At 72.0% G+C, this 13,166-nt stretch carries 13 protein-coding genes; 10 read left to right on the forward strand and 3 right to left on the reverse strand.

Going from position 1 to position 13,166, the window contains the following annotated elements:
* Positions 1-57 precede the first annotated feature (57 nt).
* The 4 genes from B0I33_RS04720 to B0I33_RS04735 all read left to right on the forward strand — a co-directional run bounded on the left by B0I33_RS04720 (position 58) and on the right by B0I33_RS04735 (position 3,382).
* Positions 58-801 (forward strand): enoyl-CoA hydratase/isomerase family protein, encoded by a 744-nt coding sequence (locus tag B0I33_RS04720; protein ID WP_181193180.1) that lies wholly within the window; start codon positions 58-60, stop codon positions 799-801.
* Positions 798-2,348 carry an ATP-dependent acyl-CoA ligase gene (locus B0I33_RS04725; protein ID WP_106177288.1) on the forward strand — a complete coding sequence of 517 codons (1,551 nt, stop codon included), beginning with the start codon at positions 798-800 and terminating at the stop codon, positions 2,346-2,348. The genes B0I33_RS04720 and B0I33_RS04725 overlap by 4 nt, the downstream gene beginning before the upstream one ends.
* Positions 2,345-2,977 (forward strand): TetR/AcrR family transcriptional regulator, encoded by a 633-nt coding sequence (locus B0I33_RS04730; RefSeq protein ID WP_106177665.1) that lies wholly within the window; start codon positions 2,345-2,347, stop codon positions 2,975-2,977. The genes B0I33_RS04725 and B0I33_RS04730 overlap by 4 nt, the downstream gene beginning before the upstream one ends.
* A gap of 69 nt (positions 2,978-3,046) precedes the next feature.
* Positions 3,047-3,382: a hypothetical protein gene (locus tag B0I33_RS04735; protein WP_106177289.1), complete on the forward strand. Its 336-nt coding sequence runs from the start codon at positions 3,047-3,049 to the stop codon at positions 3,380-3,382.
* A gap of 64 nt (positions 3,383-3,446) precedes the next feature.
* Here B0I33_RS04735 and B0I33_RS04740 read toward each other — a convergent pair whose 3' ends face one another.
* Entirely contained in the window at positions 3,447-4,616 is a 1,170-nt protein-coding gene (locus tag B0I33_RS04740; protein ID WP_106177290.1) for an acyl-CoA dehydrogenase family protein, read from the reverse strand.
* Positions 4,617-4,715: 99 nt separating this feature from the next.
* Here B0I33_RS04740 and B0I33_RS04745 point away from each other — a divergent pair, with 99 nt between their 5' ends.
* Both B0I33_RS04745 and B0I33_RS04750 read left to right on the forward strand, forming a co-directional pair.
* On the forward strand, positions 4,716-5,402 hold the full coding sequence (locus tag B0I33_RS04745) for a 4'-phosphopantetheinyl transferase family protein (protein WP_106177291.1): 687 nt from the start codon (positions 4,716-4,718) through the stop codon (positions 5,400-5,402).
* A gap of 64 nt (positions 5,403-5,466) precedes the next feature.
* On the forward strand, positions 5,467-6,612 hold the full coding sequence (locus B0I33_RS04750; RefSeq protein WP_106177292.1) for an isochorismate synthase: 1,146 nt from the start codon (positions 5,467-5,469) through the stop codon (positions 6,610-6,612).
* Positions 6,613-6,650: 38 nt separating this feature from the next.
* On the opposite strand, the gene mihF is transcribed toward B0I33_RS04750, so the two are convergent.
* Positions 6,651-6,962 (reverse strand): integration host factor, actinobacterial type, encoded by a 312-nt coding sequence (mihF, locus tag B0I33_RS04755; protein ID WP_106177293.1) that lies wholly within the window; start codon positions 6,960-6,962, stop codon positions 6,651-6,653.
* A gap of 318 nt (positions 6,963-7,280) precedes the next feature.
* Between mihF and B0I33_RS04760 the strand changes: the two genes are divergently transcribed.
* The 4 genes from B0I33_RS04760 (at position 7,281) to B0I33_RS04775 (ending at position 11,637) form a co-directional block, all read left to right on the forward strand.
* Positions 7,281-8,909 (forward strand): long-chain fatty acid--CoA ligase, encoded by a 1,629-nt coding sequence (locus B0I33_RS04760; protein ID WP_106177294.1) that lies wholly within the window; start codon positions 7,281-7,283, stop codon positions 8,907-8,909.
* A gap of 121 nt (positions 8,910-9,030) precedes the next feature.
* Positions 9,031-9,441, forward strand: a complete 411-nt coding sequence (locus B0I33_RS04765) for a PaaI family thioesterase (RefSeq protein WP_106177295.1) — start codon at positions 9,031-9,033, stop codon at positions 9,439-9,441.
* Positions 9,442-9,626: 185 nt separating this feature from the next.
* Positions 9,627-10,856: a C39 family peptidase gene (locus B0I33_RS04770; RefSeq protein WP_106177666.1), complete on the forward strand. Its 1,230-nt coding sequence runs from the start codon at positions 9,627-9,629 to the stop codon at positions 10,854-10,856.
* A gap of 130 nt (positions 10,857-10,986) precedes the next feature.
* The gene (locus B0I33_RS04775; protein WP_245900444.1) at positions 10,987-11,637 is read left to right on the forward strand and encodes a gamma-glutamylcyclotransferase family protein; all 651 of its coding nucleotides are present in this window, start codon (positions 10,987-10,989) and stop codon (positions 11,635-11,637) included.
* Here the strand turns inward: B0I33_RS04775 and B0I33_RS04780 are convergent.
* Entirely contained in the window at positions 11,535-13,163 is a 1,629-nt protein-coding gene (locus B0I33_RS04780) for an FAD-binding oxidoreductase (protein ID WP_106177296.1), read from the reverse strand. The two genes, B0I33_RS04775 and B0I33_RS04780, sit on opposite strands and share 103 nt — an antisense overlap.
* Positions 13,164-13,166 lie beyond the last annotated feature (3 nt).

Below are 13,166 nucleotides of genomic sequence, written 5' to 3' on the forward strand. Positions count from 1 at the left end.
CGTGCTCGTCGTCCGCACTCTATCGATCGATCGATCGGGTGGTCTAGGCTGCCTCGCATGGAGACCGTGGAGCTCGCGATCGACGACGGCGTCGCACTCGTCCGGCTGAACCGCCCCGACCGGCTCAACGCCGTCGCCCCGGAACTCGTGGAGGACCTGGTCGGCGCGCTCGACACGGCGGCCGCGGACAGCACCGTCCGGGCCGTGGTGCTCGCCGGGCGCGGGCGCGCGTTCTGCGCGGGACACGATCTCAAGGCGCCCGCCCCCGAGGGTGACTCACGGCAGCGCCTGGAACGCCTGCAGGACGTGACCAGGCGGCTGCGCGCGCTGCCCCAGCCGGTGCTCGCCGCCGTGCACGGCTACGCCATCGGCGCGGGCGCCGAGTTCGCCCTCGGCTGCGACCTCGTGCTCGCCGCCGACGACGCCGTCTTCGCGTTTCCCGAGGTCGGCCTCGGGCTCAGCGTCACGGGTGCCGCCTCCCGCCTGCTGCCGCTGCTCGTCGGGCCGTTCAGGGCGAGGGAGCTGCTGCTGTTCGGCGACCGGGTGGACGCCCGGGAGGCCGAGCGGATCGGCCTGGTCAACCGGGTCGTTCCCGCCGGCGAGCTGCTGGAGCGGGCGACGGAGTGGGCGAGCAGGCTCGCCGGGCAGCCCGCCACCGCCGCGGCACTGGCCAAACGGGCCGTCGACCGGGGCCTCGACGGGACGCTGGACGCCGCGCTGGAGCTGGAGGTCAGCCACGCGCTGATCACCGAGCACACCCCCGAGGTCGCCCGCTCGGCCGAGGAGTTCCGGTCCCGGTGAGCGAGCTGGAGCGGATCGAGGACCTGGTCGGGCTGCTGCGCAGGGCCGCCCGCACGTGGCCGGACGCGGTGGCGTGGATCTTCGACGCCACCGGTGAGCGGCTCACCTTCGCCGAGGTCGACCGGCGCAGCACCGAGCTCGCCACCGCGCTGCACGAGCTCGGCACGGGCGAGGGCGACCGCGTGGCGGTGATGCTGCGGAACCAGCCCGAGTTCCCGCTGCTGTGGCTGGCACTGGCCAAGCTCGGCGCCGTGCTGGTGCCCGTCAACACGAACTACCGGGAACTCGACGGGGAACACGTGCTCACCCACTCCGGGGCCCGCTTCGCCGTCACCACGGAGGAGTTCACCGCGCTGCTGGAGACCATCGCGCCCCGGACGTCGGTGGAGCGCGTGCTGCGTGTCGGCGAGCTGGCCGCGCGCGGGACACCGCCGCCGTTCCGGGCCGTCCCCGAGCGGCCTGCCAACATCCAGTACACGTCGGGGACCACGGGAGCGCCGAAGGGCTGTGTGCTGCCGCACCGGTACTGGACCACGCTGGCCCGCGACCTCGCGACGGAGTTCCCCGCGATCGGCGCCGACGACGTCATGCTGACCGCGCAGCCGTTCCACTACATCGATCCACAGTGGAATGTGGCACTGGGACTCGCCTCCGGCGCGACACTCGTGGTGCTCGACCGCTTCCACCCTTCGACGTTCTGGGCGAAGGTCCGGGAGTACGGGGTGACGTGGTTCTACTGTCTCGGGCTCATGCCGACGGTGCTGCTGCGCGCGCCGGAGTCGCCGGAGGACCGCGACCACCGGGTGCGCGCGATCACCGCCTCGGCGATCCCTCGCGAGCTGCACGCCGAGCTGGAGCGGCGGTGGGGGGTGCCGTGGTACGAGGCGTTCGGCATGACGGAGACCGGCGGGGACATCCGGGTGCTGCCGGAGGACCACGACGACACGGTGGGCACCGGCTGCATCGGCAGGCCGTCGCGCTTCCGCGAGGCGATGGTCGCCGACGAGACCGGCGCGCCGGTGCCCAGGGGACGGACCGGCGAGCTGCTGTTGCGCGGCGTCGGGCTCATGCACGGCTACCACGACGATCCGGAGGCGACCGCGCGCGCGTTCCGCGGCGGCTGGTTCCACACCGGTGACCTGGCGAGGATGGACGACGAGGGCCGCGTGTACTACGTGGGCCGCACCAAGGACATGATCCGGCGCAGCGGCGAGAACGTGTCCGCCGACGAGGTGGAACGCGCGCTGCTGCTGCACCCGGCCGTGGCCACCGCGGCCGTGCTGCCGGTGCCGGACCCGTTGCGCGGCGAGGAGATCAAGGCCTACGTCGTGCTCGCCGACGGTCACTCGGCCGCCGACGTGCCCCCCGAGGAGCTGGCGGAGTTCTGCGCGGAGAAGCTCGCCTACTTCAAGGTGCCGCGGTACTGGGCGTACGCCGGCTCGCTGCCGATGACCCCTTCCGAACGGGTGGCCAAGGGCGAGCTGCGCGCGGCGAGCGAGGACCTGCGCTCCGGCACCTACGACCGCGTGGCGGGCACGTGGCGGTGACCAGCGGGGAACGCGTGCGCCGGGCGGCCGTGAAGCTGTTCGCGGCCAAGGGGTTCCACGGCACCGGCATCCGCGACCTCGCCCAGGAGGCGCAGCTGTCGTCGGCCAGCCTGTACCACTACATGGGCACCAAGGAGGACCTGCTCGCCGGCATCATGCGCGACAGCCTCGGCCGCCTGCTCACCGGCGCCGAGCGGGCCGTGGCCGGCGTCACCGACCCGGCCGAGCGCATGGGCAGGCTGGTCGCGTTGCACGTCATCACCCACGCCCGGCGACCGGAGGAGACCAAGGTGGTGGACGACGAGGTGCGCGTGCTCTCCTCCGGGGCACGCCGGGCGGTGGTGGAACTGCGGGACGCCTACGAACGGCTGTGGGGCGAGACGATCGAGGCCGGGCTGCGCGCGGGCGCGTTCCACACCCCCCGGCCGGAGGTCACGCGCAAGGCGCTGCTGGAGATGTGCGGCGGGGTGGCCCGGTGGTACTCGGCGCGAGGTGCCCTTTCGCTGGACGAGCTCGCCGGCCACTACGCCGTGCTCGCCCTGCGTGCGCTGGGCGCGCGGGAGCCGCTGGCCGCGCCCGACCTGGACGTCTGCCGGGCCGTCGTCGCGTCCGTCTGGGGTCCCGCGTGACATCGACCGGCCAGGGATGTTACGGGGGCAACGCTTGCCCCGGCGGCCTCACTGAGGGACGCTCGAAGGGTGAGTGAGCAAACGATCCAACTGGAACTCAACGAAGCGGGTGTCGCGCCGGGGCTGCCGGTGCCGTCCGATCCGCGGGATCAGGTACAGGACGTGCCGTACCGCCCGGTGGAGTTCCGCGACGACGATCTCCCGGCCGCGTTGGAGCGCTGCGCCGGCTGGCTCCGCCAGGCACAGCAGTGGCTCGGCGAGCCCCTCGACGTGCTCGCCGTTCACCTCGACTACGACGAGCGGGACGGCTCCCCGTACTACGACCTCAAACTGCTGTGCAACGAGGAGGACCTCGCCGGAGTCCCCGTCGCCCTGCGCGAGCACCGACAGTCAAAGAAGTCCTGAACACCCTTCATGAGTGGCTCGTTACTGGCGGATTCCGTCAGTAACGAGCCACTCATGGCAGTTCTCAGCCCAGGGTCCCGCCGACTTTGACGTGACCCTTGAGCAGGTTGCGCGCGATCGTCCGGCGCTGGATCTCGTCGGTGCCCTCGTAGATGCGCAACAGCCGCAGCTCGCGGTACCAGCGTTCGATCGGCAGCTCCCGCGTGTAGCCCATGCCGCCGTGGATCTGCAGCACGCGATCCACGATCTCGTTGGCCTTCTGCCCGCCGTACAGCTTGGCGATCGACTGCGCGTGCCGGGAGTCCATGCCCTGGTCCACCTGCCACGCGGCGTGCAGCACCAGCCAGCGCAGCGCCTCGATCTCCACCCCCGAGTCGGCGATCATCCACTGGATCGCCTGCCGCTCGGCGATCGGTGCGCCGAACGTCTCGCGGGTGTTCGCGTGCTCGATGGCCATCGACAGCAGCCGCTCGCACGAGCCGATGGCGTGCGCGGGCAGCAGGTACCGCCCCCGGCCGATCCACTGCATGGCGAGCGCGAAGCCCTGGCCCAGCTCACCGAGGATCTGCCGCTCGGGCACCCGCACGTTGTCGAAGACCAGCGCGGCGGGCCCCCACTCGCCCATCGTGTCGATGTACTCGGACCGCCAGCCCATGTCGCGGTCGACGAGGAAGCACGTCACGCCGCCGTTGGCGCCCTTCTCCGGGTCGGTGATGGCGAACACCATGCAGAAGTCGGCCTCGTTGCCGCCGGTGATGAACGTCTTCTCGCCGTTGATGACCCAGTCCGAGCCGTCCTTGCGGGCGGTGGTCCGGATGGCCTTGGCGTCGGAGCCCGCACCCGGCTCGGTGATGGCGAAGCAGGACCTGCGCTTGCCCTCGATCGTCGGGATCAGGTACTCGCGCTTCTGTTCCTCGTTGGCGTAGAAGAGAATGTTGTCCGCGGAGCCGCCGAAGCGGAACGGCACGAACGTCCTGCCCAGCTCGGCTTCCAGCAGCGCGGTCATCACCGCGGACAGCCCCATGCCCCCGTACTCCTCGGGGGTCTGCACACCCCAGAAGCCCGACTCCTTCGCCTTCAGCTGCAACTCGGCCAGCTCGTCGGAGGTGATCCCCGGCTGCCCGGCCCGCTCCCTGCGCAGTACCTCCTGCTCGCGGGGCATCAGCTCGCGCTGGACGAACGTCCGCACCCAGTCGCGGATCTCGCGTTCTTCGACGCTGAGGCTGAAATCCATCGCCGCACGGCTCCTTCACTACTAAGCGGTTGCTTAGTGAGCACGGTAGCCCAACTCCGCCGCTGGCGGCATCCCCGCCCGTGGCGGTAGGTTCCTCTGGTGATCGACTGCGCCGTGTGGTGGGCGACCCCGGTGCCCCCGGCCGGCGAGTTCCTCGCCCTCCTGGACGACGTCGAGCGGCAGCGGTACGGCGCCTACCGCAGGGAGGCCGACCAGCGCCGCTTCCTCACCGGAAGGGTGCTCGCGAAGACGCTGGCCGGCGAGCGGCTCGGCCTCGACCCCGGTGCCGTGCGTTTCGACGCCACGTGCGCGGACTGTGGCAAACACCACGGACCGCCGAGACTGCCCGGCATGCCGCTGGCCCTGTCGATCTCCCATTCCGGCGACCGGGTCGGCATCGCGCTGACCGGGGGCGCCCCGGTGGGGCTCGACGTCGAGGCGGTGACCAGGAAGGCCGACGACGGGCTGATCGAGTACGCGCTGAGCGATGCGGAGCGGTCCGCGGTCGCGAGCCTGACCGCCACCGAGCGCGGCGCGGCGTTTTTCACGTACTGGTCGCGCAAGGAGGCGATACTGAAGGCGACCGGGCGCGGTCTGCGCCTCCCGCTGCGCGGCATCACGGTGTCCGGCCATGCCGAACCCGCCCGGCTGGTGGCCGCCGAGGCGGGCGAGCCGTCCCCGGCGAGAACCCGGCTCGCCGACCTGGCCCCCGGAGCGGACTACCGCGCGGCCGTCGCGGTGCTGACCAGCCAGGAGATCACGGTCACCGAACGCTGGTGGTCGTGAGCGGGGAACGTGGTTCTAACCACGTTTCCCACTCACGAGTCGGGCAGGGCCGACAATGGTCCCAATGGACGTGGTGCGGCTGCTCGACGACTACGCGCGGGGCGACTTCTTCCTCGCGACCGCTGAGCGCACCCTGCACACGTCGGGCGTCGCCGCGGCCCTCACCGACACCGACGAGGTGGGCCTGAGCGCTCGGGTGGACGCCGCGCTCGCCGGGGCGGACGTGCCGATCGCCGTCGGCGTCCTGCCGTTCGACAGCGAGGCCGCGGGCGGCACGCCGGGTCACCTGGTCCTGCCGGAGCGGGCCCGGTTCGCGGGGCCGCCGCATCCAGCCGTGGCGGGCGCACCACGCAGGAACCTGGCCCAGCCGGTGCGGATGACGCCCGTCCCGGCACCCGAGCGCCACCTCGACGCGGTCGCCAGGGCGGTCGCCGCGCTGCGGGACCGCGGGCTGCGGAAGGTGGTGCTGGCGCGCGCCCTCGACCTGGAGTTCGACGGGGAGGTCGGGCCGGAGCCGATACTGCACAACCTGGTGCTGGACAACCCGCGCGGTTACACGTTCGCGGCGGACCTGCCTTCCGGGCGGACGCTGGTGGGGGCGAGCCCCGAGCTGCTGCTCTCGCGCACCGGGGGACACGTCGTGTCGCACCCGCACGCCGGGTCCATGCCGAGGTCGGCCGACCCGGTGACCGACGCCGAGAACGGCAAGGCGCTGCTGTCGTCGCGCAAGGACCACATCGAGCACGCGGTGCTGACGGAGGCGGTCGTGGAGACGTTGCGGCCGTTCTGCCGGAAGCTGGACGCACCGACCGTGCCGGACCTGGTGTCGACGCCGACCATGTGGCATCTGGGCACGACCGTGACCGGCGAGCTGGTCGACCGCGACGTGACCGCGCTGCGGCTGGCCGCGGCACTGCACCCCACGCCCGCCATCTGCGGTACTCCGACCGAGTCGGCCCGTGGACTGGTGGCCGAGCTGGAGCCGTTCGAACGCGGGTACTACGCGGGCGCCGTCGGCTGGGTGAACGCCGAGGGCGACGGCGAGTGGGCGGTGTCGATCCGCTGCGCGGAGGTGGCCGAACGGTCCCTGCGGCTCTACGCGGGTGGCGGCATCGTGCCGGACTCCGAGCCGCGGGCGGAGCTGGACGAGACCTCGGCCAAGTTCGCGACCCTGTTACGGGCCATGGGCCTCGACTCGGTGAGTGGCTAGCCGGATCGGTACCGAACGCGGCTAGCCACTCACGGAAGTCACTTCAGGGCCTGGATCAGAGCCTCGCGCTGGCGCTCGCCGAGCCCGGCCGCACGGCGGTCGGGGTCGATGCCCGTCTGCTCCAGCAGGGCCGCGACCTTCACCGCGCCGAGCCCGGGCACCGCCTTCAGCAACTGGGTGACCTTGGTCTTGCCGATGGTCTTGTCTTCCTTGGCCTTCTTGAGCACGCTCTCGATGCTCGTGTTGCCGGACTTGATCGACGCAAGCAGCTCGGAGCGCGCCTTGCGGGCCTCGGCCGCCTTGGCCAGGGCCTCCGCCCGCTGCTCCGGAGTCAACGTAGGCAGAGCCAACGTACTAATCCTTCCTTATTCGGGTGTCCGCATTTTTCGCGGCGACAACCCGGATCCCCAGGTGCTTGCACAGGCAAGCGCTGGCCAGGCCGTCTCCTACCACGGCCCCAGTAAACGCCACCTGGGCCGATAGTGCGAAATCGACACGCACTTGCCCCCCATCCGGGCCATCTTCCGGGGCGAGAATTCAACGCGCGGCAATCGGCCCAGCGGCACTGCGTAACGGTTGTGCATTCCGCACATGGGCGGCGGGCCCGCACGGCACTAGGCTCGCGCGTAACCCAGTTCACAAAAGAACGATCAATTGCGGGAGCCACGATGTTGAGCACGATGCAGGACGACCAGCTTTCCCTCGCCCATCTCCTGCGGCACGGCTCGACGCTCTATGCGGACAGCGAGGTCATCACCTGGACGGACGCGGGCGCGAAGCGGCAGACCTACGGCGAGGTCGGCAAGCGGGCGGCGCAGCTGGCGAACGCGCTGCGTGGTCTTGGCGTCACCGGCGACCAGCGGGTCGGCACGTTCATGTGGAACAACGCCGAGCACCTGCACGCCTACCTCGCCATCCCCGCCATGGGCGCGGTTCTGCACACCCTGAACATCCGGCTGTTCCCTGAGCAGCTCGTGTTCGTGGTGAACCACGCCGAGGACCACGTGGTGATCGTGGACGGCACGCTCGTGCCGCTGTTCGCCAAGCAGCTGCCCGAGATGAGGACGGTGCGCCACGTCATCGTCGCCAACGGCGACCCGGCGACCCTGCAGGCCCCGGACGGCGTGCAGGTCCACGGCTACGACGACCTGCTCGCCGGGCAGCCGGAGACGTTCGACTGGCCGGTGCTCGACGAGCGTTCGGCGGCGGCCATGTGCTACACGTCCGGCACGACGGGCGACCCGAAGGGCGTCGTCTACTCGCACCGCTCGATCTGGCTGCACTCGATGCAGGTGTGCATGACCGACAGCATGCGGCTGGACCAGTCGGACAAGGCGCTGGTGATCGTGCCGATGTTCCACGCGATGTCGTGGGGCATGCCCTACGCCGCGATGATGGTGGGCACGTCGATGATCATGCCCGACCGCTTCCTCCAGCCGGAGCCGATCGCGAAGATCCTCGCCGCCGAGCGGCCGACGTTCGCGGGCGCGGTACCGACGATCTGGCAGGGCCTGCTGCAGTACCTCGAGGCCAACCCGCAGGACATCTCGCACCTGCGCGAGGTCGTCGTCGGCGGCTCGGCCGCGCCGCCGGCCATGATGCACACGTTCGAGGAGAAGTACGGCGTGCCGATCCTGCACGCGTGGGGCATGACCGAGACGTCGCCGCTCGGCAGCGTCGCCCGGCCGCCCGCGTGGGCCACCGGGCAGCAGGCGTGGGAGTACCGCTACACGCAGGGCCGGTTCCCGGCGTCGGTGCGCGCGCGGCTCATCGACGACAACGGCGAGGAGGTGCCGTGGGACGGCGACAGCGTCGGTGAGCTGGAGGTCAAGGGGCCGTGGATCGCCGCGTCGTACTACGGCGGCCAGGACGTGGACCCGGACAAGTTCCACGACGGGTGGCTGCGGACCGGTGACGTCGGCAAGATCACCCCGGACGGCTTCCTGACGCTCACCGACCGCGCCAAGGACGTCATCAAGTCGGGTGGTGAGTGGATCTCGTCGGTCGACCTGGAGAACCACGTCATGTCGCACCCCGCGGTCGCCGAGGCCGCGGTGATCGGCGTGCCGGACGAGAAGTGGGACGAACGCCCGCTGGTCGCGGTCGTGGTCCGCGAGGGCCAGCAGGTGACGGCCGAGGAGCTGCGTGAGCACCTGAAGGACAAGGTCGCCAAGTGGCAGCTGCCGGAGCACTGGACCTTCATCGACGAGGTGCCGAAGACCAGCGTCGGCAAGTTCGACAAGAAGCGCCTCCGCTCCGCGCACGCGGAGGGCAAGCTCGACATCAGCCACTTCTAGCGCCACCCTGCGCGCAGTGAAGGCCACCTTCAGTGCGTCCAACGCACTGAAGGTGGCCTTCACTGCGCTCGTTACTCCGGAGGTAATCGACTCCGCGCGGCGGGTCGGGCAGGGTTCCGGCATGGATTCTGACCTGGACGTCGACGGCACCACGCTGTTCCACCGGACCATGCCGTTCACCGAGCGCCTCGGCATCGAGGTGCTGTCCCACTCGGCCGGGCTGGTGCGTGCCCGCATCGCCCACGACCCGACGCTGTGCACGCTGGGCGGCACCCTGCACGGCGGCGTCCTCATGGCGCTGGCGGACTCCGCGGCCGCCGTGTGCGCCCACCTCAACCTGCCCGAAGGCGCCCAGGGTACGACGACGATCGAGTCGCGCACCAGCTTCCTGCGCGCGGTCCGCGCCGGTCACGCCACCGCGTCGGCCCGCCCGCTGCAGGCCGGGCGCCGGGTGATCGTGGTGGAGACCGAGATCCACGACGACGAGGGCCGCCTCGCCGCCAAGGTCACCCAGTCCCAGGCCGTCCGCTGACCCCACGACCTCGCCACCGCGCCCGCCACCGCCCCGCCGGAAGGGGAGCGAGGGAGCTTTACTCCCGTCTGACGGTAGTAAAGCTCCCTTGCTCCCTCCGGGGAGTGCGCGGCGCGAAAGGTTTACAAGGATTCGGTAGGGCGCGAAAATTCTTGGCCAGCGTCGGGTCGAGGGTTGGAGTGTCCATGCGCGGACGGGTGGTCATCATCGTGCTGGCGGTGCTCGCCGCCAGCACGATCACGGGGCAGGCAGCGGCCGAGGGAGGGGGACACGAGAAGATCGACCACCACGGCTGGAGCGGCGCAGGCCTGGCCAGCGGCAGGCTGGACGGCGTGGTCGCGACCCGCGACGGCCTGCGGATCGGCGAGCCCGCGGGGACCTTCGACGACGGCGAGCGGACGTACGAGTACGGCCGGTGGACCTCGCCCGTGCACGCCCCCGGCTTCGACGCCACCGAACTGATCGCGTCGTGGAACGCGGGCACACCCGAACGCACCTGGCTGCGGATCGAAGCCCGCACCCGGACCGCGGGTGGCGACCGGACGGCCTGGTACGAGCTCGGCCGCTGGGCCCACGGCGACACCGACATCCGCCGCACGTCCGTGCCCGGGCAGAGCGACGAGCACGCCCGCGTCAGCGTGGACACGCTCGTGGCCAAGCCGGGCGTCCGCTTCCGCGCCTTCCAGCTCCGCGTGACGCTCTACCGCGCGCGGGGCGGCTCCGCGACCCCCGTCCTCCGGGCGGCGAGCGCCATGACCTCCCGGGTGCCCGACCGGTTCACCGTGCCCATCTCCGCCCCCGGGGTGGCGCGCGGGATCGAGCTCCCCGTGCCGAGGTACGCCCAGAACATCCACAAGGGACGGTATCCGGAATACGGCGGCGGCGGGCAGAACTGGTGCAGCCCCACGTCGACGGCGATGGTGCTCGACTACTGGAACGCGGGACCGGACGAGCACGAGCTGTCCTGGCTGCCGTCCGGCTACCCCGACCCGGCGGTCGCGCACGCGGCGAGGCACACCTACGACCACGCCTACGAGGGCACCGGGAACTGGCCGTTCAACACCGCCTACGCCGCGCGGTACGGCCTGCGGGCCCACGTCACCCGGCTGCACTCGCTGGCCGAGCTCGAGCGCTACATCGCCAGGGGCGTTCCGGTGATCACGTCACAGTCCTTTCTGGAACGGGAGCTGGACGGAGCGGGGTACGGCACCGCGGGCCACCTCATGGTGGTGATCGGTTTCACTCAGGACGGTGACGTGATCGTCAACGATCCGGCCGCCGACTCCAGCGCGGGCGTGCGCAACGTCTACCCGCGCGCGCAGTTCGAGACCATCTGGCAGCGCACCCTGCGCCACGACGCCGAGGGGAACGTGGCCGGCGGTCCGGGAGGGATCGTGTACCTCGTCACACGGTGAGCGCATCGGCTCGATCACCGGGCGTCCCGCCGGTACGGTGGCGTGCGTTTGGTGGTGATCGACGATTCTCTTCACCGATGACGACTTCCCCGGCGATCCCTACCCCGGTGCGCGCCCGGAGTGCTCGTACGTGCATCTCGACGGCGCGGGCCGTCCGCTGAGCACGGCACCCGCGGGCTGGCGGGAGCGGATTCCCGTGCTGGCCTACGGCTCGAACGTCTGCCCCGCCAAGATCACGTGGTTGCGGGAGACGCTCGGGCTCGCCGGGCCCGCGGTGGTGGTCAGGGCGGAGTGCCGGGGACTGGCCGCCGTGTGGTCGGCGGGTCTGCGGCAGCGGGACGGTCAGCGCCCGGCGACCCTGACCGCCGCGCCGGGGGTGACCGAGTGGCACGCGGTGTGGTTCGCCACGCCAGAGCAGGTGGCCGTGCTGGACGTGTGCGAGGCGCGCGGCACCAGCTACCACCTCGCGCGCCTGCGCACCGGCACGGTCACGCTCGAGGACGGCACGGTGCTCGACGAGGTGCTCGCCTACGTCGGCGCGGGACCGCAGCGGATGCCGCTGCTGGTGAACGGCCGGCCGGTCCGGATGGCCGAGTCGCCACAGGCGGAGGCGCTGCGGCTGACCGGCATCCCCGCGGACACGCACGGCCTGGACGTCTCGGTCCTGGAGCCGGCGGCTCAGACCAGCTTGCCCGGATTGAGGATGCCGGTCGGGTCCACCGCTCGCCGGGCCGCGGCGAGCACGTCGGCGCCGAGGTCCCCGATCTCCGCCCGCAGGTAGGGCGCGTGGTCGGTACCGACGGCGTGGTGGTGCGTGATCGTGCCGAGCGAACCGTCGGCGATGGCTTCGCTGGCCGCCCGCTTGGCCCGCTCCCACTGCCCGGCCGGATCCGCCTCGTCGCGGACGGCGAGCACCGTGAAGTACAGCGACGCGCCCGTCTCGTAGGCGTGCGACACGTGGCAGAGCACCAGCGGGTGGTCGAGTGAGTCCCGCAGCGCCGCCCGGACCCGGTCCCGCAACTCATCGAGCCGGGACCAGTACGTCGCGGTCTCCAGCGTCTCGACGCAGACACCGAGGTCCAGCAGCGCGTCCCGCTGCCGGGGCCCGGCGAACCGCCCGCGCCGCCACGCCTCGCCGACCGCGGCGCCGAGCGCGACCGCGCCCTCCGGGCGCAGCACCCGGATCGCCGCCCTCCGCCGCCGCGCGATCTCGCGCGCCGACGCGCCGTGCCAGCCGAGCACGAGCAGGCACGGTTCCCCGATCCCGCGCCCGCGCAGGTACCGGCGCAGCAGCGCCGTCTTCCAGCCACCGGCCAGCGCGAGCGAGGAGTCGGTCTCGTCCGGATCGGAGAGCCGGGTGACGTCGGCGAGGAGCCCGCGCTGGGCCAGCTCCCGGACGGCGGAGGTGCCGCGCTGCCAGCCGTCGAGGGCGAACGCCTCGTACCGCTCGGCGGCGGGTGCGGGCCGCACCCGCACCGCGACCTCGGTGAGGACGCCGAGCGTGCCCTCGCTGCCCACCGCGAGCTGACGCAGGTCGGGTCCCGCCGCCGACGCGGGCGCGACGCCGAGCCGCCACTCACCACGCGGGGTCGCGAGACGCACCCCGACCACCATGTCCTCGAACCGGCCGTACCCGGAGGAGGCCTGCCCGGCCGAGCGGGTGGCCGCGAAGCCCCCGATCGTCGCCCGCTCGAACGACTGCGGCACATGCCCGAGCGTGAAGCCCCGGTCGCCGAGCATGCGCTCGGCCTCGGGTCCCCGCACGCCGGCCTGCAGCACCGCGACGCGCGAGTCCGGATCGAGCGACACCAGCCGGTCGAGGCGGGCCAGGTCGAGCACGATCACCGCCTCCTTGTCGCCGCGCAGTGCCGTGACCCCGCCGACCACGGACGTGCCGCCGCCGAAGGGCACCACCCCGATGTCCCCCTCGACGCACACGTCGAGCACCCGCTGCACCTGGTCGGGGTCGGCGGGCAGCACGACGGCGTCGGGCACCGTGAGTCCCAGCTCCGGCCTCCTGCGCCGCAGCAGGTCCAGGTACGACAGGCCGCCGCAGCGGCCGAGCCGCTCAGCGGGGTCGACCAGCACGTGCTCGGCGCCGACGACGGCGGCCAGCCCGGCACGCGTCCGCCGCGGCAGGCTCGACGACGGCACCTCGAGCGCGGCGTCGGGCACGACGGATGCGGAGGCGCCCGGCGTACCGATACGCTCGGCGAGCCAGCGCAAGACTTTCGGAGTCACGTCGGCCGCGGCCGCTCCCCGCGGTGTCCAGGCGCTTCGCAAACGGTGGTCAACGGTGTCGGTCACCGC

The organism is Prauserella shujinwangii, from assembly GCF_003001955.1.
Taxonomy (GTDB): Bacteria; Actinomycetota; Actinomycetes; order Mycobacteriales; family Pseudonocardiaceae; genus Qaidamihabitans; species Qaidamihabitans shujinwangii.

Coding starts and splice junctions, on each gene's coding strand:
- B0I33_RS04770 (WP_106177666.1), top strand. CDS start 9,627: ATGCGCGGACGGGTGGTCATCATCGTGCTGGCGGTGCTCGCCGCCAGC.
- B0I33_RS04760 (WP_106177294.1), top strand. CDS start 7,281: ATGTTGAGCACGATGCAGGACGACCAGCTTTCCCTCGCCCATCTCCTG.
- B0I33_RS04740 (WP_106177290.1), bottom strand. CDS start 4,616: ATGGATTTCAGCCTCAGCGTCGAAGAACGCGAGATCCGCGACTGGGTG.
- B0I33_RS04765 (WP_106177295.1), top strand. CDS start 9,031: ATGGATTCTGACCTGGACGTCGACGGCACCACGCTGTTCCACCGGACC.
- B0I33_RS04720 (WP_181193180.1), top strand. CDS start 58: ATGGAGACCGTGGAGCTCGCGATCGACGACGGCGTCGCACTCGTCCGG.
- B0I33_RS04750 (WP_106177292.1), top strand. CDS start 5,467: ATGGACGTGGTGCGGCTGCTCGACGACTACGCGCGGGGCGACTTCTTC.